The sequence below is a fragment of the Methylocella sp. genome (assembly GCA_037200525.1).
GTDB lineage: Bacteria > Pseudomonadota > Alphaproteobacteria > Rhizobiales > Beijerinckiaceae > Methylocapsa.
On record JBBCGG010000001.1, the window covers coordinates 1825748 to 1848103 of the forward strand.

Below are 22356 nucleotides of genomic sequence, written 5' to 3' on the forward strand. Positions count from 1 at the left end.
GCAGCATTAAACAGAATCATGGCGTTTTTGCTGCATCCGCGAAATCAACATCAGGATCACGTCTTTTGGCATAAAGGCCAAGACCGCCATACCAATTTTATTGAACAAACCCGGTATAATCTCGCGTTTTCCCGCCATTAGTCCTGCGTAGCCTGCCTCGGCGACTTCCATTGAGGACGTCGCCGGCATGCGATCGAGATTCATGCCCGCGCCAAATTTAGCTCGAGCCTGAAACCCGGTGGGGGTAACGCCCGGGCATAAAGCAGTGACGGTGACGCCATCCGAGCGCAATTCCCGCGAGAGCCCAAGCGAAAACGAGAGAACAAAAGCTTTCGAAGCGTAATAGACGGTCATGCCCGGACCGCCCGGAAAATAGGCCGCGACCGAAGCGACGTTCAGGATTTTCCCGCGAGCCGCGCGAATCTGTGGGAGAAAACGCAAGGTAATTTCAACGAGGGCGCGGACATTCAGGTCCACGATCCCCAATTGCTCCGTAGATTCAAGGTCAGCCACATCGCCCGCAAGGCCAAATCCGGCGTTGTTGACAAGAATTTCGGGCGTAGCTTGCGCCGCCTCGAGCCCGGCTGCGATCGCCGCCGCGGCGCCTTGTTGCTCCAGATCGCAGACAAGCACCAAGGGGCGCGGGCGCCCCGACGCCGCAATTTCATTGGCGAGCGCCTCAAGCTTGTCGCCGCTGCGCGCCGCCAAAGCGAGGTCGTGACCATGCCGGGCGAAAACGCGGGCGAGATCCGCGCCGATTCCGCCGGACGCGCCGGTGATCAACGCAACGCGGCGATAGCTCTGGCGGATGTCGTCGCTCATGCTTTCCCCCTGGCGGCCGGAGTGGACCAAGGGCCCTCCGTCACCGGCTCTGGCTCGGTGGTTGCGCCGATTACGCGCTGACGCAGCAAAATCCGGTCGCGATTCGAAACGCCGAGCAATTCGGCGACGCGCCAGACCGTATTATCCTCCAATTCGTCGATGACCCCATCGGCGAAGGCGATGTCCCACATCATCTCGATGACTTTGAGCCGGCCATCTTCATCGAGAGTGCGTTTTAAAACGCTGGTAAATTGGTAAAAATCAACGGCGTCGCGATCGCTTTGCTCGGCTTTCGCGATCAATTGCGCGGTTGCGGCATCATCTAGCCCAAAGCGCTCCTCTATGATCGCCTTTAGCCTGCGCCGCTCCAGATCATCCGCTTGGCCGTCGGCGCTCGCGACGTGAATCAGCAGAGCCACGGCGGCGAGGCGGTAATCGTTCTCTTCTCGGCGGCATTGGCTCCGCTAAGTTCGGCGATGAAGCTCTTCAACGCATCAAACATCAAAGCCTCCGGGGCGGCGCCGCGCCCAGGATGGGGCGATTGCGAGCCTAATTCTAGCGCAGAAAAACACAGGCCCAATAGCCTTCCGGCCGATCGTAGACGTAACGCAGATGGCTGATCCAGGCCCGGCATTTGGCTCTCGACGGAAAGCAGACATGCTCATCCCGCCAATCGACGAGCACGCGGCCATCTGGACCCCTATATGGGCGCCCGCCCGAAAAATGCCCGTAATAGACGGAGCGCCAGGGCAAAGTTTCGGCGGTCACGCCTTGCGGCTCCCATATCGGCAACCCGATCGAGCAAGCAACGCCTTCAAACGGATCTTCGCCGCCTACCGGAGCGCGGTCAGGGTAGTCGGCGGCATGACCCGGCGCGGAAAGGCCGAGAGCCGCGATGACGGACAAAACCCCGGCCATTGCGCGCACCGCGTCGCGCGCTCCCGCTGTCTTCCTGTTGCGGCTCATTCCTTGCGTTCCTTTAATTCCGGTTGCGCGACTTGTGCGAAGCAAGCCATATTTCGCAATGCGAAGGCGTCTCAACCTTTGCCCAGAAAACGGCTTGGCCGCAAGGGTCAAAGCTTTGCTGTTTTAGGAGCAGCCAGAATTGACTTTCGCGCGATAAGGGGATTTCCCCTCGGCGCAGAAAGCCACTACAGAAATTAAAGAAACGTTGGACACAAGCAACCGGGTCATCGTTGCGCGGCGCTCCCCGGCGCGCTCGCGGTGACGATCGCCCTCTGGGACTATGATGAAATTCACGCTTTCCTGGCTCAAGGACCATATCGAGACCGATGCAACGCTGGACGAGATCGTCGCGACGCTGACGAAGATCGGCCTTGAGGTCGAGCATGTCGATGATCCTGCGGTGACGCTTCAAGATTTTGTCATCGCTCAGGTGATCGAGGCGAACCCGCATCCCAACGCCGACAGGCTGCGGGTCTGCCGCGTCGACATCGGCGGCGAGGGTCTTGTGCAGGTTGTCTGCGGCGCGCCCAATGCGCGGGCCGGCCTTAAAACTGTGTTTGCGCCGCCCGGCGCGTTTATTCCCGCGAAAAAGATCACGCTGGGAAAGGGCGTCATTCGCGGCGTCGAATCGAACGGCATGCTCTGTTCGGGCGCCGAACTCGGCTTGTCCGAGGACCACGATGGCATCTTTGATCTCGCCAGCGACGCGCCTGTCGGTGCCCGTTTCGCGGCATGGGCCGGCCTCGCCGATCCTGTCATCGAGATCAATCTGTTGCCGAATCGCCCGGACGCCATGGGCGTCGAGGGCATCGCCCGCGATCTTGCCGCCGCTGGGCTCGGCAAATTCATAAATCGCGCCGTCGCCCCGATCGAGGGTTTCTTTCCATGTCCAGTGGCAGCCCGTCTCGATTTTTCCGCCCATGACGTGCATCTTGCGCCGGCTTTCGCGCTGCGTCTGGTGCGCGACGTTCGTAACGGGCCGAGCCCGGAATGGCTGCAAAAACGGCTGAAGGCGATCGGCTTGCGGCCCATTAATGCGCTCGTCGACATCACCAATTTTCTCGCCTTCGACCGAGCGCGGCCGCTGCACGCGTTCGACGCAAACAAAGTGCGCGGCGATCTAACCATCCGCCGCGCGAAAACCGGCGAGACTTTGGCCGCGCTCGACGGACGAGCTTATGCGCTGGATGGCGAGATGGTCGTCATCGCCGATGATCACGGCGTCGAATCGCTGGCCGGAATCATGGGCGGGGAGGCTTCGGGCTGCGACGAGGCGACGACGGATGTGTTGCTCGAATCAGCTCTATGGGACCCTGTCAACATCGCGCGGACCGGCCGCAAGCTTGGCCTTAACTCGGACGCCCGCTACCGCTTCGAGCGAGGAGTCGATCCGACCTTTTGCCTGCCGGGCCTTGACCTCGCCACATCCCTCGTTCTTGAGCTTTGCGGCGGGGAGCCCTCGCAAAAGCTGCTGGCCGGAAAAATTCCCCATCCCGACAAACGCACCGTCTTTTTCTTCAGCGATGTCTCCCGGCTCACGGGCCTGGAGCTGGAATCCTCCGAGATGACCGGGATTCTGGAACATCTTGGCTTTGATCTCGCCTATTCGCCCGGCAATAGCGACCGCATCGTGGTCAAGGCGCCCTCATGGCGCCCAGATATCGAAGGCGCAGCCGATCTTGTCGAAGAAATCGTGCGCATCGCCGGGCTCGATCGAGTGGTCTCGCGCCCATTTCTCCGCGAGTCCGCGGATGTTCCACTACCGGTGCTGACGCCACTGCAAAAGCGCGTCAAAACCGCCAAGCGCGCTTTGGCCGCCGTCGGCCTTGTTGAAGCGGTAACGTGGTCCTTTGTGTCGCACGCCCGCGCAGTTGCATTCGGGGGAGGGGCGCCGGCTCTCGCCCTCGCCAATCCAATCGCGTCCGATCTCTCCGACATGCGGCCGAGCCTGCTGCCGGGGTTGATTGCGGCGGCGCAACGCAATGCCGATCGCGGCCACGGCGATGTCGCGCTGTTCGAGGTCGGCCAGATTTTCCTGGGCGATGGGGAGGCCGATCAGAGGATCGCCGCAGCCGCCATCCGTCAGGGCTCCGCTAAGGCGGCGGGAGCCGGGCGGCATTGGTTGGCCGCGCCGGCGAAGGCCGATGTTTTCGACGCAAAAGCAGATGTCCTCGCCCTGCTTTCAGCGCTGGGCGTTCCCTCCGGCGGCGTGCAGATCATACCGGGCGGTCCGAACTGGCTGCATCCTGGCCGTTCGGCGACTTTGCAGTTCGGGCCGAAAAATAAAATCGGCTCGTTTGGCGAAATTCATCCCCGCGCGCTGGAGATGCTTGGCGCCGAAGGGCCGATGATTGGCTTCGAACTTGTTCTAAATGACATACCAGTGACAAAATCCAAGCCGACAAAAGCTAAATCCAAGCTCGAACTTTCGGAATTCATGCCTTTGCAACGCGATTTCGCCTTTGTCGTCGATCGCTCCGTCCTCGCTGGCGACATTGTGAAGGCCGCGCTTGCCGGAGAGCGTCTGCTTGCGACGGACGCCGATGTTTTCGATGTCTATGAAGGGTCGGGGATCCCCGAGGGCAAGAAATCGGTGGCTATCTCTGTGACTTTGCAGCCGCGCGACAAAACCTTGACCGAGGCCGAGATCGACGCCGCCGCCGCCAAAATCATTGCCGAAGTGACGAAGAAAACCGGCGCGATCTTAAGAGGATAAGGATTTGCGATCTCTCTCCACGATAACCCTTGCGGCGATCCTTGGTTTCGCGTTGCCGGCAGCCACTATGGCCGCGCCGAGCACAATCAATGATTGCGAAAAAATCCAGGCCGCCGATGCCTATAATCAATGCCTGGCCATTTTTGGCCCGGTTGCTCATACGCACGGCGCCGCCACCGCGAAAGATTTTGGAGGCGATGGCGACGGCGATGGATCCGGAGCCGATGTGGTCGAGACGGCCAGTCCCGAGGCTTCAGTTGCGCAAAAAGAGCGGCATTCCTCGCATGGCCGCCATTCCGTGAGCCGCGGGTCGCGGCATTACCATTACCACTATCATTCCCATAAGCGCAGCAGCAGCGCGCAGGAGAGGCATGCCCACGGCAAAACGCTCGCCTTCAGCGTGATTTCGGGCCACACAAAAGTACGCTGAGCGAAACTCTCGCGGCGCCCGTCATCGGAATACGAAAAAGGCGCTCCTTAGCGCCTTTTTGCTTGTCTGATGCTCGAAGCATCGGACCGAAGTCCGCTCTCACAGCATGGTTACTTCGACTTGAAGGATCGCGCCTCAGGCCGAGGCGGGCAGCGCGCTCTTAGCCTTTTCGACGATCGCCTTGAAGGCTTCCGGCTCTTTGATGGCGAGTTCCGACAATACTTTGCGATCGATTTCGATCCCGGCCCTGGCCAGGCCATCAATGAAGCGCGAATAGGTGATGCCCAGTTCGCGCACGGCCGCATTCAGGCGCTGGATCCACAAGGAGCGGAACACCCGCTTCCTGACTCGGCGGTCCTTCGTCGCCCATTGCATCGAGCGATCGACAGCCGCCTTGGCGGCGCGGATCGTGTTCTTGCGGCGGCCATAAAAGCCTTTCGCCGCTGTGAGTGTCTTCTTATGCTTGGCGTGCGACGTGACGCCGCGTTTAACGCGTGCCATGGCAAATCTCCGGATTAGCTAAATTGAACTGAACAAAGACAAAACTGGACAAGGCTCAAACAAGTCTTCAGCCGTACATCATAAAGTACTTGATGATATTGTCGCCGTCGCTCTTGAACAGAACATTGGTGCCGCGCAAATTCCGGATTTGCTTATTGGTGCGTTTGATCATGCCGTGGCGTTTGCCGGCCTGCGCATACAAGACCTTGCCGGTGCCGGTGATCTTGAAGCGCTTCTTGACGCCTGATTTGGTCTTCAGTTTGGGCATTTTGCTCGTCTCCGTCGGGCGGCTGGCCCGCAATTGTTAATCGAGTGGAACCTTAAGGCCCACTCTCGTTCGTTTCCGAACGAGCGAACGAACCGCCACGGCAGCCCTACAGCCGGTCGGTTCGAAGCCCGCGTTTATAAAGAAAGCGCGACGAAAAGCAATGGCCTGATCGCAAAACCTGACAAATAGGCCGCCGCCGCGCGGACCGACCTAGATCGCCCAGGCCGGGAGCGAAAATTTTCGGCGTACCGGTCGCTACAAACGAAAAATTCGGCTAGATTCTGCGGCGAGCGAAGCCTAGGCTCTAACAACGAAGCTTTACTTCGGCGACCAGCGCTGGCGGGATTGAACGAAAGAGATTCGCAATGCTTGGTTTGAGCGCCCTCGATCTTGCGCGGGTCCAGTTTGGCTTCACCATATCTTTTCACATTATTTTTCCGGCGATCTCCATCGGACTGGCGAGCTATCTCGTCGTTTTGGAGGGGCTTTGGCTCTGGAAGAAGGAAACGGTTTATCGCGATCTCTATCATTTCTGGTCGAAGATTTTTGCCGTAAACTTCGCCATGGGCGTCGTATCTGGGGTGGTCATGGCCTACCAGTTCGGCACTAACTGGAGCTATTTTTCCAGCTTCGCCGGCGGCGTCACCGGCCCTCTGCTGACCTACGAGGTGCTGACGGCTTTCTTCCTTGAAGCTGGCTTCCTCGGCGTTGCGCTGTTCGGCTGGAACAAGGTCGGGCCCGGTCTTCATTTCTTCGCCACCGCGATGGTCGCGCTCGGCACTTTGGTCTCGACCATCTGGATTTTGGCCTCGAACAGCTGGATGCAGACGCCGCAAGGCTTCGAGATCCTCGATGGTCGCGTCGTTCCGGTTGACTGGCTCAAGGTCATTCTAAACCCCTCGTTCCCATACCGGCTGGCGCATATGACCGTCGCGTCTTTCCTCGCCACGGCGCTTTTTGTGGGAGCTTCCGGAGCGTGGCATCTTTTGAAGGGGCGCGACACCATTCGCGTGCGGACGATGCTATCCATGGCCATGTGGATGATTCTCATCGTCGCGCCGATACAGGTCGAACTCGGCGACCAGCATGGCCTCAACACGCTGGAGTTCCAGCCAGCGAAAATTGCGGCGATCGAGGGCCATTGGGAGAATAAGCCCGGCGAGAACGTCCCGCTTATCCTGTTCGGCTGGCCCGATATGAAGACGGAGACGACCCGCTTTGCGGTTCAGGTCCCCGATCTTGGCAGCCTCATTCTCACCCATTCCTGGAACGGACAAGTTCCAGGCCTTAAGGAGTTTCCGCCAGAAGACAGGCCCAACTCCACGGTGGTGTTCTGGACTTTCCGCCTCATGGTCGGGCTCGGAATGCTCATGGTTCTGCTTGGGCTGTGGAGTTTCGTTCAGCGCTGGCGCCGCGCCTTGTATGACTCGAGGTTCTTTCTGCGCTTCGCCGTCCTCATGGGACCGGCGGGCCTGATTGCGATCATCGCGGGATGGGTGACGACGGAAATGGGGCGTCAACCCTGGGTGGTTTACGGCGTCATGCGCACCGAGGACGCCGTCGCGCATCATTCGGCGCTCGAGCTCACCGCGACGCTCGGCCTCTTCATCGTGATGTATTTCATCGTCTTCGGAACCGGCGTGATATACATGCTGAAACTCGTCGCCAAAGGTCCCGATCATGTCAGCGCCGAAGATGACGCCCATGGGCCAAACATCCAGCGGCCGGCGCGCCCGTTCTCGGCCGCGCCTGATGAAATTGGTCCGGCGATAAGCTAGGGCATGATCTCGAAACGCCGCTCGATCTTCGGACGGGAGCGGCGGACTTTGAAGCGACGAGACGAAGACCGCAAACGACTCAAGCCGAAGCAATCAAGCTCCAAGGAGATCTGACGCAGATGGGTATCGATCTTCCAGTCCTATGGGTGATCATTATCGCCTTCGGCTTGATGATGTACGTGATCATGGACGGCTTCGATCTCGGCATCGGCATTCTGTTTCCCTTCGTTTCCGAAAGAGGCGACCGGGATACAATGGTCAACACGGTCGCGCCGGTTTGGGACGGCAACGAGACTTGGCTGGTGTTGGGCGGCGCGGGGCTGCTCGCGGCCTTTCCGCTCGCCTATTCGGTGCTGCTCAGCGCGCTCTATCTGCCGATCATCTTCATGCTCGCGGGCCTCATTTGGCGCGGCGTCGCCTTCGAGTTCCGCTTTAAGGCGGACGCGGCGCACACATGGTTCTGGGACCACGCATTTGCATGGGGCTCTTACATCGCGGCTTTCTCCCAGGGCGTCTGCCTTGGCGCTTTCATCAATGGATTCAAGGTGACCGGGCCGTCCTATATGGGCGGCGCCTTCGACTGGCTGACCCCGTTCAGCCTGTTTACCGGCTTTGGTCTCGTCGTCTCCTACGCTTTGCTTGGCAGCACCTGGCTCATCATGAAAACCGAAGGCAGGCTGCAGCAGCGGATGATCGCATTGGCGCGGCCAATCACGCTGCTCCTGCTCGCCGTAATCGCAGCTGTCAGCATATGGACGCCGATCGCGCATAGCGCAGTTGCGGCGCGCTGGTTCAAGCTGCCGGACATCCTGTTTTTCTTGCCGGTTCCTGTCCTCGTGCTGGCGACCGCCTTAATGATCCTGCATCTCTTAAAGCGGGAAACCCACGGCGGCCCTTTCCTGCTTGCTCTGGCGCTGCTGTTTCTTGGCTATAGCGGCCTCGCCATTAGCATGTGGCCTCACATCATCCCGCCGAGCATCTCGTTCCGGGACGCTGCGGCTCCGCCGCAAAGCATGGGATTCACCCTCGTAGGAGCGCTATTCGTCATCCCATTCATCCTTTCCTACACCGCGTGGTCCTACTACGTGTTTCGCGGCAAGGTGAGGGCTGGAGAAGGCTACCATTGACCGAAGGGGTTTCCACCAATCGAAAGCCCTGGCTCAGCCGCATCGGTTGGCTCGTTCTGATCTGGACTTTAAGCGTGGCGGCGCTTGGCCTTGTGGCGTTGGCGATCCGCGTGATCATGTCCATGGCAGGTTTGACTACCTGACTCGAAGGCCGCCAGGAACCTATTCGTATTATTGGATCTATTCGTATTAATACTGCGCAAAAGCCAACAAAAAAGCCTGATCGCTTCGAGCTGAAGCGACCAAGCCGCCAGCGACTCTGAAAGCAGCCGCCCTTGATTTAATTTTTACCTCAAAGGCGTTTCTGCGCCGCCGCCGATTCTGACCTCGTGAGCCTCGATTTCATCCTCGACGGCGGTCAGAACAATTTGCAAAAGCGCGATGTTGCGAAGAGCGTCGGCGGAAGGCGCTCCGCCTTTCTCAGCCAGTTCTTCGATCGCCTGCAAGCGGGATTTCTCAAGGCGATCCCGAAGGGCGTGTATCGGTGCGATATCGGCCATCAGACGTTTCCTTTTAAAGTCTTGTTGCAATCTCGACCGTCAGAGCCCCTCTGACGGCTGGCCCCGAAAGAGGAAGCCTGCGCGGCGCGCCGCTTCCTCGGTCAAGTTCATTAACCTACCGCGCTCTATTGTGCGTCGACTATAGAACCCATGCATGGTTCGACGCGGGCGTCGATTGATCCTCGCATAATTCCGCCAGCATATCGAGAGGCGTAGTGTAATCGACGCACAGAACCTTATGGAAGGGATTTGCAGCCCGCAAATCGCTAAGAAAGCGGATGCAAATCTCCGGCGGTCAGACCGTGACGACGACTTTGCCGATCTGCTGGTTGGACTCCAGATAGCGGTGCGCTTCGACGATCTGATCAAGCGGGAAGGTTTTCGCGATGACAGGCTTTAGCGCGCCCGTGGCGAGACCGTGGACCACGAATTTCTTGCTGGCTTCGAACCGCGCTGGATCGCGAGTTGTATCCAACAGCACATAAGCCTGGATGGTCAGACGATTGGCCAGAAGGTCTAAGACCGGAAGCGGCGTCGATTCCGCGTTGAGCGCGCCATAAAGCACCAAAATGCCGTGCATGGTCATGCTCGGAGTCAGTTTGGCCAAAGTCGGGCCGCCGACAGGATCAAAGACCACCCGCGCCCCGCGCCCGTTCGTAATGCGTAGGGTTTCCGCGACGATGTCCTGCTCAGTGGTCACGATGACGTCCGCGGCCCCTAGCTCCAGCAGTTTCGCCTTCTTGGCGGCGCTCCGAGTCAAGGCGACGGGTATGGCCCCCACCATATTGGCGAGTTGAATTGCGGCGATGCCGACGCTGCTCGAGGCGGCTGGAATCAATATCGTATCGCCGGCGAAGAGCTTTGCCGTCTCGATCAAAGCGCCATAGGCCGTAAGATACATCATCCACGTCGCAGCCGCCTCGGCGAATGACAGGCTTTTAGGATGTTTTATCACGGCAAAAGCCGGCGCGAGGACGAGCTCGCCATAGAGGCCATAGGCGTTCAGCGAAAACGCCGGCGCGACGCTCACGGCATCGCCAATCGCGAAGCCCTCGACGCCCTCGCCAATGGATTCGATTTCGCCTGCGGCCTCATAGCCAAGGCCGGCAGGAAGCTTTGGATCCTCAATATATTGCCCCGAACGGAACATGGACTCAGCGCGGTTTAATCCTATCGCCTTCTCGCGGATGCGCACTTCGTCTTTTCTTGGAGGCGCAATGGCGACATCCTCGATTCGAAGCACGTCGGGGGAGCCTGTTGCGTGGAAACGGACGACGCGGGACATAATGAATTCCTCATTGTTGGGGTCTAGAAATATCGGATGTTTCGATTAGCGGCAGGTCACTTTTTGAAGAAGGCTGCGGCGGCCTCCAAAGAGGCGCGCTTGGCCTTTCGCGCCTCTTCCAAGCGGCCGATTTCGGCTTGCAAGAGGGCAATGCGCTCATCGAGCTGATCAACGGAAAGATCGTCCAGGGCCTGTCCGATCTCATGAAAAGATGCGGCCCGGCGGCGTGGCGCCGCGCCAAAGATATTTCCATCGTCGATAGCCATGGCTTCACCTCGTCTGCCTGAAAAAGCCCGAACGCTCCACCCAGCGTTCCCCGTTCGCAGGGCCAGTCCGAAATCGTCCAGCCCTTTTCCGGCGGCTGGCGAAACTATGTCATTCGAAGACGGCGCGCGCGGCGGAGAGCCTGCTTTAGCATCCTTATCGCAATGCGAAGACCGTGAGCTGTCCGCCGAGCGCTGTGTAGTTGGCGAGGGCCGCATAGACTTCCGGCGAATTGGCGCCCTCTCCGGAATGGCTGAGGCCGGCGGTCAAGCCGACGCCGGACCAGCCTCCGACGCCGGAAAGCACCGCTACAAATTGCCTGCCATCGTACTCATAGGTCATGATGTTGCCGATAATGCTGGACGGCGTTTTGAATTTGTAGAGCTCCTTGCCGGACCTCGCATCCACGGCTTTCAGATAACCCTCTAACGTCCCGTAAAAGACGACTCCGCCCGCGGTTGCGAGAACGCCCGAAGCGACGGCGAAAGGTTCGGCGTCCGACCAGACGATCTTGCCAGCCTTTGCATCCCACGCGATCAGGCCGCCCATCGCGGTCTCGCCCTTTGGCGGATAGACCGACGTGTCCGCCCCGGTATAAGGCTGGCCCGCGGCATAGGTTATTTTGAACGGTTCGTAATCCATGCAGATATGAGTCACAGGCGCATAGAAAAGCGCGGTAAGCGGAGAATAGGCGGCAGGATTTGCATTCTTGGCCCCGACGGTGCTTGGGCAAATGCCTTGCGTCGTCGCCTCTTCGCCATTGTGATCGGGCGAATAGGCGTCAACGACCAGAGGCCGGCCATAGGTCTTTGAGCTTTTGTTCATATCGATATTAGTCGCCCAATTGACCGAGGGCTCGTATTTCTCCGCGGAGAGCAACTCGCCGTCGGCGCGATCGAGCTTGTAGGCAAAGCCGTTGCGATCGAAGTGCGTCAGCGTTTTCCGCATGCCGCCATCGATCGTCTCATCGACCAGGATCATCTCGTTGACGCCGTCATAGTCCCATTCATCGTGCGGTATCATCTGATAGACCCAGCGCGCCATGCCGGTATCGACGTCGCGCGCAAAAATCGTCATCGCCCATTTGTTGTCGCCCGGCCGCTGCCTGGGGTTCCATGTCGACGGATTGCCGGACCCGTAATAGATGAGATTCAGTTCGGGGTCGTAGGAAATCGAACCCCAGGGCGCGCCGCCGCCGATCTTCCACTGATCGCCCTGCCAGCTCGCAAGGCTCGACTCCGCGCCGACCGGCTCGCCAAGCGCGGTCGTCTTGACCGGATCGATGAGCGCATCGGAATCAGGCCCGATCGAATAGGCGCGCCAGACTTGCCCCCCGGTCTTGATGTCATAAGCGGTGAGATAACCGCGCACGCCGAATTCGCCGCCGGATATGCCGACGAGCACTTTATCCTTGACGACAAAAGGCGCTGATGTCCCAGTCGCGCCCGCCGCCGGGTCGCCGTTCCTCACCGACCAAATTTTTGCTCCGGTTATAGCGTCGAGCGCGACCAAGGTCGCATCGGCCTGATACAAGAAGATCTTGCCCTCGCCATAGGCGACGCCGCGGCTGACTGTATCGCAGCACATCACGGCGATGACGTTCTCATCCTGGCGAGGCTCGTATTTCCACAGAATTTCGCCGTCGTGACTGAGATCGAGCGCATAGACGATATTGGGGAAAGGCGTGTGCATATACATGATGTCGCCGACGACCAGCGGCGCGCCCTCGTGGCCGCGCAGAACGCCAGTTGAAAACGTCCAGACGGGCGTGAGATTTTTGACGTTTTCCGAATTGATCTGCTTCAGCGTCGAGTAACGCGCATTGGCGTAATCGCCCGCGGGTTGCGTCCAGTTTTTATCCGCGCCGATCCGCGCCGTCGCGGTTTGGGCATGCCCGCCCGAAACGCCGACCAGGCACGCGCAAACAAAGTCGACCGCGCGGGCGGTCCATTTCTTATTCATTCAGGGCGAACCATTTCAATTGCGAGGATTTGGAAGTTCTCGCGTAAGAAAATGGCCGCTTCGGGATAAACCGGCCATTCGAAGGCCGGGACTTTGGCTCTCAAGAATGCGGCCGATGTTCGGCCTTTTGCTTTCGCGTGGCGGCGGCTTTTTTGGCCGAGGCCGACCGCTCCGCAGCAGGCCGATTGGCGGACGCTCTGCCCCCTATTTCTCCGCCCTTATGCGCCGCCGGGTGACCGGTTTCCTTGCCTCGTCCCGAGCCACCGACTCTCTTGCCGCCGCCATCGTCCTTGTTCACCTGGCCCAGGCCCGGCGTTCGGCCTGTTTGGTCGAGACGCCCTTCTCCTCGTAGCTCCCGGCGATGTGCTCCGCCTTGCGTTCCTGTTTGTCGGTGTATTTCGACTTGTCGCCTTGTGGCATATCAGTTCTCCACAGCTCAATGCATGGTGCGGCGAAGGTTTTCGCGCCATCGTAAATTGGCGCAAACGCTACGTCGCGCTTTCCGTTCCGGGCGCGCGAAGGTTTCCGAATCAACCTCAAGCCGTATATGGTGGCGCTTCAGCAGCTTTGATCCAAAGCGCGGCGCCCTGAGCTTGGCGGTTCGCATAGGGGACAGGCGCGGATATGATTTCTCGGGTGATCTCGTTTGCGCTTCCGTTTCATTCATGCAGCCGATCTCCATCTGGACAGTCCATTGCTTGGCCTTGCCAAGCAATCGGAAAATTTCGCCGCGCGCGTCGATGACGCCTCCCGGCGCGCGTTCGACAATCTCATCGCGCTCGCCATTGAAGAGGAATGCCGCCTCATTGTCATCGCCGGCGATGTGTTCGATGGCCAGTGGCGCGATTATCGCACCGGCCAATTCTTCGTCGATCGCATGCGGCGTTTACGGGAGCGCGGCGTTCGCGTGATCATGATCGCCGGCAATCACGACGCCGAAAATCGCTTCGCCGCACGCCTCGAACTCTCCGATAACGTAACCCTGCTTTCGTCGAAACGGCCGGACACCGTGCTGGTCGACGAAATCGAAACCGCCGTCCACGGACAAAGCTTTCCGCAACGCGATGTGCTCGACAATATCGCCCTTGCGTACCCAAGGCCCGTTGCCGGCCGCTTCAATATCGGACTGCTGCATACCGCCGGCGCTGGCCGCGACGGCCACGCAAATTATGCGCCTTGCACTGTCGAGCAACTGACGAACCACGGCTATCAATATTGGGCGCTGGGCCACATCCACGCCCGCGAAGAACTCTCGACTTCGCCCTATATTGTTTTTTCCGGCAATCTCCAGGGGCGGAGCATCCGCGAGACCGGCGCAAAAGGAGCGACGCTCGTCACCGTCGAGGAGGGAGCCATCGTTGCGCTCGAACATCGCGCGCTCGATGTGATTCGCTGGGCCGCGGAGGAGCTGGATTGTTCCGCCTTCAACGATCGTCACGAGCTTCTCGCCGCGATCAGATCGCTGATTGATGGCGCCTATGCCGCCGCTGACGGCCGCGCGCTGGCGCTCCGCCTGACGCTGACGGGAGCGACCGCGCTTCATGCCGATCTCGTGACGGGGGCGGCCGAGCTTCGCGAGGAGACCGAAACCCTGCTGGCCGGTGCAGCGAGCGATATCTGGTTGGAGAAATTGGCGGTCAAAACCTCGCCGCCGGGCGAAAGCGCCAGCCTCGATCCAACAATCGCAGGCGATCTGCATCGCACCATCAATGAGCTCGCTGATAGCCGCTGGCTGCAGGATCGGCTGGCGGATCGGCTCGGCGAGATCCGCGCGAAATTGCCGATGAATGCCCAGGTCGATGCGCTCCTGGCGCAGCTCGAGGCCGAAGGGGCAGAGCGGGCGCGGAACTTCGCGCTGGCGTTGTTGCGCAAGGGGCAGCGTTAGCCGATGCGCTTCGAATCGCTCACGCTCGAAAAATACGGCCGAAGCGATAGCCGCACGCTAAATTTTGCCGCGACGCCAGGGCTTGTGCTCATCTACGGTCCCAATGAGGCCGGAAAGAGCACCAGCCTCGAGGCCATTTCCGATTTTCTCTACGGCATTCCAGACCAGACCACCCGCGGTCACGTCTTTGGCTATGCCAGCATCCGGCTGTCGGCGACGCTCGTTCTCGCGGATGGAACGCGCCTTTCGACGACGAGGCGCAAAGGCCGCACGCGCACGCTGACGGATGAGGTCGGTCAGGCCGTCGACGAGGCTGTGTTCACGCGCTTCCTCGGATCCACCGGGCGCGAGAGGTTCGCATCGTTGTTCGGTCTCAATCATGAAACGCTCCGCACCGGCGGCCAGCATCTCTTGGCCGCCGACGGCAACATTGGCCGATTGATTCTCGAGGCAGGCGGCGGCCTGCGGTCGCTCGTCGAAATGGTCGATGAGCTCAAAGACAAGGCATCGAGTCTGTTTGACACGCGGCGCAAAGCCGATCGCCTGTTTTACATCGGGCTCGACACGTTTGCGGCGGCCGATGCAGCTTTCAAGAAAGGCGTGATGACGCGGGAGGAATATGTCAAAGCCCGGCAGACTCTCAATGCTGCGGAAGATGCTGTGACCGAGCATAGAACTCGGCTTTCAGGGTTGACCCAAGAGACACTGCGTTACGGCCGTCTTGCCCGCGTCGTTCCCACGATCCGTGAATTTGACCGCGTCAAAGAGGAACTCTCCGTCTTCGCAGACCTGCCGGTCTTGCGTGGCGATTTTCCAATTTCCTGTAAGACAGCCCTTGAGGCTTTGAAGCGGGGAGAAAACGATCTGCGCGAGGCTGAAGCGCGATGCAATATCTTGCAGGCCAAGATCGCTGCGCTCGCGCTGCCGATGACTCTGCTTGACGCGGAAACCGCCATTCGCGATGTTGGCGAAAAAGCCATTCACGTCGGCAAAGCCCGCGATGACCGCTCGAACCGCGAGGTCGAGCTCGCCAAATTGAGCGATGAACTCAAAACCGTGCGCCATACCGTGGGCCTCGCGAGCGATGCGGAATTGGAAGCGGCCGCGCCTGCGCCGGAGGCGATCGAGACGGCGCAGCGACTAGCTGCGCAAGCCCTTGAGCATCGCGGCAAGATCGCCAGCCTCATCGCGGAGTGCGCGCGGGAAACCAAGACGCTTGAGGCGATCGCCGAACGCCAGAATGCACGCCGGGCGGCGGGCGAGCATGAACCCTTCGGCGTCAGTGCGGCGGACTTCGCTAATCTTGCCGCGTTGACCGCTTTGGCGGAATCCAAAGAGCGTCAGGCAGCCCAGCTCAAAGCGGAGATCGACGCCAGGCTTGCTCGGAATGGTTTCAGCGCGATCGACGAATTGATGGCGTGGCGCTGTCCTGACGCCGACGTGATTCAATCTCAGATTCGCCGACAAGAGGTGATCGAAGTCGAAAAGGCGGCGGTGCTCGACAAGATCGCGACGGCGACAGAAAAGCGCGACAAAGCCGCTTCAGATATACAACGCCTCCTAGCCGGCCGCGATGTGCCTTCGACAGCTATGATAGAAGCCGCGCGCGAAGAACGCGACCGCATATGGAATGAGATCAAGGCGCGCTATCTGAGTTCTGGCGGCGCAGCGGTGGCCGCACGTTCCGAGCAAGGTCGGCTGTCCGATGTGGGGCTGCAAGAGGAGCGCGGAAAATTGGCCGACGCTCTCGCCGATAGGAAATCGGACGAGGCTGATCGGATCGCCGCGCTTGATCTGGCGCAGCGCGAACACACAAGCGCCGTTTCCACGCTTGCGGCGCTGGCTCAACAGGGGCTGGCGCTCGATGGGCAACTGGCGGCGGCTAGCGCAGCTTGGAGCGCGGCTTGGCCTGAGGCCGTAAAACGCGCGGAGAATCTCGGCCGGCTGAAGCTCTTGTCAGACGAGTGCGTCGCTGCTCTCGCGCGATATGCTGATTGGCGAGCGCAGGTTGAAGGCGTCGAAGCGCAGAAGGCCGATATCGCGCCGCGGCTCGAAGCTTTGTCGCAGGCGGAGGCAAAACTGAAACTGCCTGCGACGTCGCCTTTGAGCGCGCGCACGGCCGCCGCGAGTAAGAGCATCAAGGCCCATGACGATGCCTATGCGGATTTCAGGCAGGATGAAAACGCGTTGCGCGGCGTCCAGCTCAAACTGAGCGCCATCGAGGACTCTCAGGTCGCCCTCCAAAAAGTCGAGGCGAAGTGGCGGGCGATATGGGATCCGGCGGTTCGCGCGCTTGGCCTTAATCCGCCGCTCCCGCCCGAGCGCGTCAATGAGGTCGCCACGCAATGGGCCGCCGCAGCTGGGCTTCTCAGCGCCGTTCGGATCGTGCGTCACCGCTTGAGGCGTATGGACGATGACGAGGCCGCGCTCCTTGCTGCGGTGCGGGGCATCGCGCCATCGCTGGAATTCCCTTTGCCGCTGGATGCAGTCGCTGCGGCGAAGATGCTGGTCGAGCGTCTTGACGCCGCGCGCAAGATCGAGATCGCACGCGGCAGCTTGATGCCGCAGCTGAATGAACTCATTGCCGAGCGAGGCGAAAAGAAGCGCCTCGCTGAGAGCATCCGCGCGGAAGTAGATGCGCTTTGCCGCGAGGCCTCCTGCGAGCCCAGGATGCTTGCCCAATTTGCGGAGCGATGTGAGCAGCGGAACGCCATGGCGAACCGGCTCAAAACACTCGCCGAGGCGATCGTCACAGGCGGCGACGACCTTTCCATTGAAGCGTTGCGCGCGGAATGGGGGGGGCGTGATCTCGATGAAATCAAAGCTGCCGCGCTGCGGCTTGAAAGCGAGTCAGCGGAACTCGCCAAAGAGTTCGAGGCTGCGCTCGTCGCGCAACAGGATCGCAAACGAGAGCTTGATGCCTTATCCGCCTACGAGGGCCTCAATGCCCTCGCGGCCGAGAGAGAGCGCGCGATTGCTGAGATCCACGGCGTGCTGGAGCGTTATGTCGAGATCGCTCTTGCCGAGGACTTGCTGAGAGCCGCGATGGACAGGCTTCGCGAGCGGCGAAAGGACCCTTTGATCCTACGCGCTGGAGCGCTCTTTGCGGCTTCGACGGCCGGCGCCTTCGCGGGCGTTGAAACGGACATCGATGGCAAAGGGCTGCCTGTCGTCGTCGGGCGCCGAACGGATGGAGAACAGGTTCCCGTCGCCATGATGAGCGACGGCGTCCGCGACCAATTGTATCTTTCTTTCCGCATCGCCAGCATCGAACAATATTGCCAAGCGGCGGAGCCCCTCCCATTTATCGCCGATGATCTTCTGGTCCATTTCGATGACGACCGGGGCCTCGCCGCCCTTGGCTTGCTGGCCGAACTTGGGCGGACGACGCAGGTGCTGGTCTTCACCCACCACCGCCACGTCATCGACGCCGCGACGCCGTTGGTTGCGGCGCAGCGCGCCGCCATAATCGATCTCTCGGCTGGTTAGCCCTTCCGCCTTTCCCGCGACAATGCTATTCGACCACACCCTCAAACTATAGGAACGAAACATGAGCGAGATTTGGCTGTGCACTGGCGAGGCGACGGTCCTTGCCGCCGAAGGGCAATTCACTGACGCCATGCCGGAGGTAATGATTGGTAACGTCAAGGGTCCCGTGGGCCACGCCTTCGCCGCGATGGCGGGGCAGGTCGCCGGTCATCCGCGCATGTTCGTCATCCGCGACCTCAATCAGATGGTGCGTCCGGCGACCATGATGACCACCAAAGTGACCGTAAACTCCAGCGATTATGTCGAATTGCTCGGCGGCGTCGTCCAGGCGGCCACAGGCGACGCAATCGTCGATTGCCTCAAAGAAGGCATTCTGCCGAAGAAGGACGCGGATGAGCTTTGCATGATCATCATGGTCTGGCTGGATCGGCGTTGCGCGAACAATAAAAACCTCGACAAGCGCGATCTCTATCGCACCAATTATGAGGCGACGAAACTCGCCATCTCACGTGCGATGAAGGGCGAGCCGACGGTCGACCAATTGATCGCCAATCGGAAGGCCGTCAAGCACTACGCTCTTGAAGGCGTGATTGACGCCTAACCATTAGTCGTTGTCGACCCTGTCGGGTCGGCGACGAACTCCCTCAGGCGCGTCGGCTGCTGTTCTGAGGCCGCACGCCGCATCAAAGATTACGACATCCACAGCGTCTCATAGTCGTGCTTGCGAAATTGCTCGACGAGAAATGCGATGAAGAGCCGTACCTTAATAGGCATGTGCGTCCGTGTCGGAAAGACGATGTTCATCGTCAATCTGGGAAGATCCCAATCATCCAGAACCCGCACGAGTCGGCCGGCGGCGAGATCGTCGTGGATGATATACGCGGGCTGCGCCAAGATCCCAAGGCCATCCCGGCCTGCGGCCTGAATGATCTGCCCGTCATTGGCGTAAAGAAGACCCTGCACGGGGACGATGATGCTTTCATCTCCTTTGCGGAAATGGAATTCGTTCGGTTTGTCCGCCAAGGTATAGAGCAGGAGCTTATGACGCCTGAGATCGTCCGGCGTCATCGGCGTCCCGTGCTTCGCAAGATATTGAGGCGAGGCGGCGAGCAATCGACGCGTCTCCGCCAAGCGGCGGATTGTGGTCGAGGAGTCCGTTTCGATGCGCCGCGTGCGGATCGCCATATCAACGCCGTTCTCGATCAAATCATAGGAGCGGTTGGACGCTGCGACATCGACCGTGACATCGGGGTAGCGTCGGGTGAATTCCGGGATCAGCGGCAAAAGATATTTGAGGCAGAACGATAGGGAGGCGCTTATGCGAAGCGTGCCCGTCGGATTGAGCGCATGCTCGCTGACAGCCGCCTCCGCCTCCTTCATCTCTGAGAGAATATCCTTGCTGCGCGCATAGAATTGCTCGCCCAGCTCTGTCAGGCAGAGTCGACGGGTCGTCCGTTGCACGAGCCTTACGTTCAAGCGTGATTCAAGCGCCAGAAGATACCGGCTGGCCGCAGAGTTCGATATTCCAAGGGCTTCCGCAGCTCGCGTCAAGCTGCCTAATTCCGCAGCCTGAACAAACAGCTCAACCTCAGTCCATCGATCCATTTCGGTCCTCTAGTGTTGCGTCCGTCGGGAAAATGACGCGCAGATTTGCTCTATTTGCCCAAATTCTTCAAGTTTGCAACTTTCACAGCAAATGATCGCGCCGGGCATCCGCGCGTCCGCGAGTGTTGGATCAGCCGGCGAGCGATCGCGAGGGTCGACGCTCAGGTGCTTTCTCGCGCGATGAGCTTGAAACCGACATTGACGCGCTTCAGGGATGACGTCTCGCCGCGAATGCGCGCTAAAGCTTCTCTGCGGCGATCTGGCCGATTTCGCGGCGAGGCGAAGCGATGGTGGTCAATCCCGGCGTGACCAATTCGGCAAGCCCGAGGCCATTAAAGCCGGCGATCGCCACGCGCTCGGGAATCTTGACGCCATCGCGTTGAGCCCGCAGCAGGGCGCCGACCGCGAGGTCATCATTGGCGAAGAATAATGCGTCAAGCTCGGGTTTCTCCGCCAGGAGATGGACGAGGGTCTCGCCTCCGAGCGCGGCGCTTGTCGGCGCATCCAGAATGAACGGCGGCCGTCGGGTTAAGCCCGCCGCGGCGAGGCTTCGATCGAGCCCTTTGAAGCGTTGCCAAGCGCGATAGTCGGACTTGATGCGGCAGCCGACGAAACCGATCTCCTTGTAGCCCCGCTCGATCAGATGATCGCCATGGCCTCTCCGGCATCGGAGTGAGACAGACCGACATTGATATCGATCGAATGCGAGTCATATTCCATGATCTCGGCCACGGGCTTGCCCCAACGTTTGAGCAAGTCGGAGGTCCGCGCGAGATGACGCGTGCCGGCGACGATCAATCCCGGCGGCGACCAGCCGAGAAACGTGGAGATCCAGGAGTATTCCTGGTTTAAGTCATATTCGGTATTGCCCAGCAGCAATTGATATCCTGCGGGTTGAATCACATCCTGAATGCCTTGGATGGTCTCGACAAAAACCGCGTTGGAGAGCGACGGGACGATCACGGGAATAACCCGAGATTCGGCCGAGGCGAGCGCTCCGGCGACGCGGTTTTGCACATAACCTAGATCTTCTACCGCCTGTTCGATCCGCGCCCGCAAGGCCTTCGACACTGTGTCGGGTTTATTGAGCGCGCGGGAAACCGTGATTGGAGAAACGGCAGCTCGCTCGGCGACGTGCTTCAGGGTCACGGCGATGGCGACTTGTCCGACGGATCTCGCGGAGCGGGGAGCGTGCTTCATGGAGCGAGCCTAATGCGGCGGCGCGTTGGACGCCACAAGAGTGTGGTTCATATCAGTCGCAACGCGCAGCCAAGAGCGATTTCGAGACGCAACGCATTGATGGCAGCATCAGGCTAAATCATGATTGCGCTACCATTTAAATTGCAGTAGCGTAGCGCGTGACAGGCTTCCTCAAGAGAGCCGCGCCGGAGGGTACATTATTGTCTGCAGCACCTAACACGTCTGCCGCGCTGATGAGCCGGGGCTCTATCAGGCCTCTCATATCATGAAGAATTTTGGCCCTGTCGAGGCGCTGCGCGGAGTCGGTCTGACGCTTTGGCCTTCTCGCGTCATGACGCTCCTCGGCGAGAATGGCGCTGCCGCTTTGCGACCGCATCCTTTCGGTTTACGAGGGCGCGATCGTCGCCGAGATGGTCGGCGCCGACAACATCGATCAATACAAGTTCTGATTGGGTTCGACGATGACCGGATCGCGCGCTTCATGCCCGCGGTCCGCCTTGCCAAGACATCGCCGCCATCAGCCGATTGCTCAAGACTTTGAGAAGCTACCGTTTTGATCCGCTTGACGCGTCCTGGGGCAACCTGGATTTTAAGCGGATGCCGTTCCTGTATGAGGTCTATATATGAAGCGCGTAATGTTCACCGGCGGCAGCGGCAAGGCTGGCCGCCATGTGGTTCAGCATCTGGTTGAGCATGGCTACCAGGTGCTCAACGTCGATACCAAGCCGCTCGATAATCCGAAGGTCCGTACGCTGATCACCGACATCACCGATGAAGGACAGGTGTTCAACGCCCTGTCGAGTTATATGGGTCTGCACGAATTCGATCAGGACTTGAGCCCGCAGCCGCTCGACGCCGTGGTGCACTTCGCTGCGGTTCCGCGTATAATGCTCACGGCCGACAGCGAAGTTTTCCGCGTCAATACGATGGGGACCTACAACGTCATTGAAGCGGCGACCAAACTCGGCATCCGCAAGATCATCATCGCGTCGTCGGAGACGACCTACGGGATCGTGTTCAACTATGGCCACCGCGATCCGGAATATTTTCCTCTCGACGAAGGCTATCCCGTAGATCCGCGCGACAGCTATGCGCTTTCAAAGATTTGCAATGAGAAGACCGCGCAAGCCTTTGCTGGCCGCACGGGCGCCGACATTTATGCGATCCGCATCGGCAATGTGGTGGAGCCGAGCGAATATGCCCTGTTCCCGAGCTTCTTCGCCAAGCCGGATTTCCGCAAGCGCATCGCCTGGACCTATATTGACGCTCGCGATCTCGGGCAGATCATCCGTCTCGGCATCGAAAAGGATGGTTTGGGGTTCCAGATCTTCAACGCGATCAACGACCATACTTCGTCCAATCTGCCCACGGCCGAACTGCTGAAGCGCTACTACCCGAAGGTGCCGGTGCGCGGGAATCTTGGCGAGTTCGAAAGCCTGATGTCGAACAAGAAGGCCAAAGAGGTGCTGGGCTTCCGCGAGGAGCACAATTGGCGGAGCTACGTTCCCGCCAAGTAACAATCGCCGCCGTCGTCAAAGAAGGAAGTCCGTCACAACGA

At 59.8% G+C, this 22356-nt stretch carries 21 protein-coding genes and 1 pseudogene; 10 read left to right on the forward strand and 12 right to left on the reverse strand.

All coding sequences use genetic code 11. The features are described from left to right. Positions 1 to 6 precede the first annotated feature (6 nt). The 3 genes from WDN46_08840 to WDN46_08850 all read right to left on the reverse strand — a co-directional run bounded on the left by WDN46_08840 (position 7) and on the right by WDN46_08850 (position 1788). A complete protein-coding gene (locus WDN46_08840) occupies positions 7 to 822 on the reverse strand; it encodes an SDR family oxidoreductase (protein MEJ0093530.1) in 816 nt (271 codons plus the stop codon). Beyond that, entirely contained in the window at positions 819 to 1241 is a 423-nt protein-coding gene (locus WDN46_08845; protein ID MEJ0093531.1) for a TerB family tellurite resistance protein, read from the reverse strand. Before WDN46_08845 ends, WDN46_08840 begins: the two co-directional genes overlap by 4 nt. A 136-nt stretch (positions 1242 to 1377) precedes the next feature. Beyond that, complete coding sequence (locus WDN46_08850) at positions 1378 to 1788, reverse strand: hypothetical protein (GenBank protein ID MEJ0093532.1); 411 nt, start codon at positions 1786 to 1788, stop codon at positions 1378 to 1380. A 283-nt stretch (positions 1789 to 2071) separates the two neighbouring features. Between WDN46_08850 and pheT the strand changes: the two genes are divergently transcribed. Both pheT and WDN46_08860 read left to right on the forward strand, forming a co-directional pair. Beyond that, the gene (gene pheT / locus WDN46_08855) at positions 2072 to 4504 is read left to right on the forward strand and encodes a phenylalanine--tRNA ligase subunit beta (protein MEJ0093533.1); all 2433 of its coding nucleotides are present in this window, start codon (positions 2072 to 2074) and stop codon (positions 4502 to 4504) included. Positions 4505 to 4508: 4 nt separating this feature from the next. After that, positions 4509 to 4934, forward strand: a complete 426-nt coding sequence (locus WDN46_08860; GenBank protein MEJ0093534.1) for a hypothetical protein — start codon at positions 4509 to 4511, stop codon at positions 4932 to 4934. A 135-nt stretch (positions 4935 to 5069) separates the two neighbouring features. Here WDN46_08860 and rplT read toward each other — a convergent pair whose 3' ends face one another. After that, positions 5070 to 5435 (reverse strand): 50S ribosomal protein L20, encoded by a 366-nt coding sequence (gene rplT / locus WDN46_08865; protein ID MEJ0093535.1) that lies wholly within the window; start codon positions 5433 to 5435, stop codon positions 5070 to 5072. 67 nt (positions 5436 to 5502) lie between these two features. Continuing rightward, complete coding sequence (gene rpmI / locus WDN46_08870) at positions 5503 to 5703, reverse strand: 50S ribosomal protein L35 (GenBank protein MEJ0093536.1); 201 nt, start codon at positions 5701 to 5703, stop codon at positions 5503 to 5505. Positions 5704 to 6068: 365 nt separating this feature from the next. On the opposite strand from rpmI, the gene WDN46_08875 reads away from it, so the two are divergent. The 3 genes from WDN46_08875 to WDN46_08885 all read left to right on the forward strand — a co-directional run bounded on the left by WDN46_08875 (position 6069) and on the right by WDN46_08885 (position 8751). Further along, entirely contained in the window at positions 6069 to 7481 is a 1413-nt protein-coding gene (locus WDN46_08875) for a cytochrome ubiquinol oxidase subunit I (protein ID MEJ0093537.1), read from the forward strand. Between the two features lie 119 nt (positions 7482 to 7600). Then, the gene (gene cydB, locus WDN46_08880; GenBank protein ID MEJ0093538.1) at positions 7601 to 8608 is read left to right on the forward strand and encodes a cytochrome d ubiquinol oxidase subunit II; all 1008 of its coding nucleotides are present in this window, start codon (positions 7601 to 7603) and stop codon (positions 8606 to 8608) included. Then, on the forward strand, positions 8605 to 8751 hold the full coding sequence (locus tag WDN46_08885; protein MEJ0093539.1) for a DUF2474 domain-containing protein: 147 nt from the start codon (positions 8605 to 8607) through the stop codon (positions 8749 to 8751). The genes cydB and WDN46_08885 overlap by 4 nt, the downstream gene beginning before the upstream one ends. Positions 8752 to 8895: 144 nt before the next feature. Here the strand turns inward: WDN46_08885 and WDN46_08890 are convergent, their stop codons facing one another. The 5 genes and pseudogenes from WDN46_08890 to WDN46_08910 form a co-directional block, all read right to left on the reverse strand. Next, positions 8896 to 9108, reverse strand: coding sequence for a hypothetical protein (locus WDN46_08890; GenBank protein ID MEJ0093540.1), 213 nt, complete (start codon positions 9106 to 9108; stop codon positions 8896 to 8898). A gap of 295 nt (positions 9109 to 9403) precedes the next feature. Then, on the reverse strand, positions 9404 to 10393 hold the full coding sequence (locus tag WDN46_08895) for a zinc-dependent alcohol dehydrogenase family protein (protein MEJ0093541.1): 990 nt from the start codon (positions 10391 to 10393) through the stop codon (positions 9404 to 9406). A gap of 56 nt (positions 10394 to 10449) precedes the next feature. Further along, entirely contained in the window at positions 10450 to 10659 is a 210-nt protein-coding gene (locus WDN46_08900; protein MEJ0093542.1) for a DUF1192 domain-containing protein, read from the reverse strand. A 154-nt stretch (positions 10660 to 10813) separates the two neighbouring features. Beyond that, complete coding sequence (locus WDN46_08905; protein MEJ0093543.1) at positions 10814 to 12619, reverse strand: PQQ-dependent dehydrogenase, methanol/ethanol family; 1806 nt, start codon at positions 12617 to 12619, stop codon at positions 10814 to 10816. A 100-nt stretch (positions 12620 to 12719) separates the two neighbouring features. Next, positions 12720 to 13039, reverse strand: a pseudogene (locus WDN46_08910) (plasmid stabilization protein). A 226-nt stretch (positions 13040 to 13265) separates the two neighbouring features. Between WDN46_08910 and WDN46_08915 the strand changes: the two are divergent. The 3 genes from WDN46_08915 (at position 13266) to fae (ending at position 18594) form a co-directional block, all read left to right on the forward strand. Beyond that, positions 13266 to 14504, forward strand: a complete 1239-nt coding sequence (locus WDN46_08915) for a DNA repair exonuclease (GenBank protein MEJ0093544.1) — start codon at positions 13266 to 13268, stop codon at positions 14502 to 14504. A 3-nt stretch (positions 14505 to 14507) separates the two neighbouring features. Continuing rightward, entirely contained in the window at positions 14508 to 17993 is a 3486-nt protein-coding gene (locus tag WDN46_08920; protein MEJ0093545.1) for an AAA family ATPase, read from the forward strand. Positions 17994 to 18054: 61 nt separating this feature from the next. Beyond that, positions 18055 to 18594, forward strand: coding sequence for a formaldehyde-activating enzyme (fae, locus tag WDN46_08925; GenBank protein MEJ0093546.1), 540 nt, complete (start codon positions 18055 to 18057; stop codon positions 18592 to 18594). An 89-nt stretch (positions 18595 to 18683) separates the two neighbouring features. On the opposite strand, the gene WDN46_08930 is transcribed toward fae, so the two are convergent. Continuing rightward, positions 18684 to 19598 (reverse strand): LysR family transcriptional regulator, encoded by a 915-nt coding sequence (locus WDN46_08930; GenBank protein MEJ0093547.1) that lies wholly within the window; start codon positions 19596 to 19598, stop codon positions 18684 to 18686. Positions 19599 to 19812: 214 nt separating this feature from the next. On the opposite strand from WDN46_08930, the gene WDN46_08935 reads away from it, so the two are divergent. Next, positions 19813 to 20028: a hypothetical protein gene (locus WDN46_08935; protein ID MEJ0093548.1), complete on the forward strand. Its 216-nt coding sequence runs from the start codon at positions 19813 to 19815 to the stop codon at positions 20026 to 20028. Between the two features lie 209 nt (positions 20029 to 20237). Here WDN46_08935 and WDN46_08940 read toward each other — a convergent pair whose 3' ends face one another. Beyond that, complete coding sequence (locus WDN46_08940; protein MEJ0093549.1) at positions 20238 to 20798, reverse strand: LacI family DNA-binding transcriptional regulator; 561 nt, start codon at positions 20796 to 20798, stop codon at positions 20238 to 20240. Positions 20799 to 21421: 623 nt separating this feature from the next. On the opposite strand from WDN46_08940, the gene WDN46_08945 reads away from it, so the two are divergent. Next, positions 21422 to 22315: an NAD(P)-dependent oxidoreductase gene (locus WDN46_08945; protein ID MEJ0093550.1), complete on the forward strand. Its 894-nt coding sequence runs from the start codon at positions 21422 to 21424 to the stop codon at positions 22313 to 22315. The last annotated feature ends 41 nt before the right edge of the window (positions 22316 to 22356 follow it).

Coding starts and splice junctions, on each gene's coding strand:
- WDN46_08840 (MEJ0093530.1), bottom strand. CDS start 822: ATGAGCGACGACATCCGCCAGAGCTATCGCCGCGTTGCGTTGATCACC.
- WDN46_08850 (MEJ0093532.1), bottom strand. CDS start 1,788: ATGAGCCGCAACAGGAAGACAGCGGGAGCGCGCGACGCGGTGCGCGCA.
- pheT (MEJ0093533.1), top strand. CDS start 2,072: ATGAAATTCACGCTTTCCTGGCTCAAGGACCATATCGAGACCGATGCA.
- rplT (MEJ0093535.1), bottom strand. CDS start 5,435: ATGGCACGCGTTAAACGCGGCGTCACGTCGCACGCCAAGCATAAGAAG.
- rpmI (MEJ0093536.1), bottom strand. CDS start 5,703: ATGCCCAAACTGAAGACCAAATCAGGCGTCAAGAAGCGCTTCAAGATC.
- WDN46_08875 (MEJ0093537.1), top strand. CDS start 6,069: ATGCTTGGTTTGAGCGCCCTCGATCTTGCGCGGGTCCAGTTTGGCTTC.
- cydB (MEJ0093538.1), top strand. CDS start 7,601: ATGGGTATCGATCTTCCAGTCCTATGGGTGATCATTATCGCCTTCGGC.
- WDN46_08890 (MEJ0093540.1), bottom strand. CDS start 9,108: ATGGCCGATATCGCACCGATACACGCCCTTCGGGATCGCCTTGAGAAA.
- WDN46_08895 (MEJ0093541.1), bottom strand. CDS start 10,393: ATGTCCCGCGTCGTCCGTTTCCACGCAACAGGCTCCCCCGACGTGCTT.
- WDN46_08900 (MEJ0093542.1), bottom strand. CDS start 10,659: ATGGCTATCGACGATGGAAATATCTTTGGCGCGGCGCCACGCCGCCGG.
- WDN46_08905 (MEJ0093543.1), bottom strand. CDS start 12,619: ATGAATAAGAAATGGACCGCCCGCGCGGTCGACTTTGTTTGCGCGTGC.
- WDN46_08920 (MEJ0093545.1), top strand. CDS start 14,508: ATGCGCTTCGAATCGCTCACGCTCGAAAAATACGGCCGAAGCGATAGC.
- fae (MEJ0093546.1), top strand. CDS start 18,055: ATGAGCGAGATTTGGCTGTGCACTGGCGAGGCGACGGTCCTTGCCGCC.
- WDN46_08930 (MEJ0093547.1), bottom strand. CDS start 19,598: ATGGATCGATGGACTGAGGTTGAGCTGTTTGTTCAGGCTGCGGAATTA.
- WDN46_08935 (MEJ0093548.1), top strand. CDS start 19,813: ATGACGTCTCGCCGCGAATGCGCGCTAAAGCTTCTCTGCGGCGATCTG.
- WDN46_08940 (MEJ0093549.1), bottom strand. CDS start 20,798: ATGAAGCACGCTCCCCGCTCCGCGAGATCCGTCGGACAAGTCGCCATC.
- WDN46_08945 (MEJ0093550.1), top strand. CDS start 21,422: ATGAAGCGCGTAATGTTCACCGGCGGCAGCGGCAAGGCTGGCCGCCAT.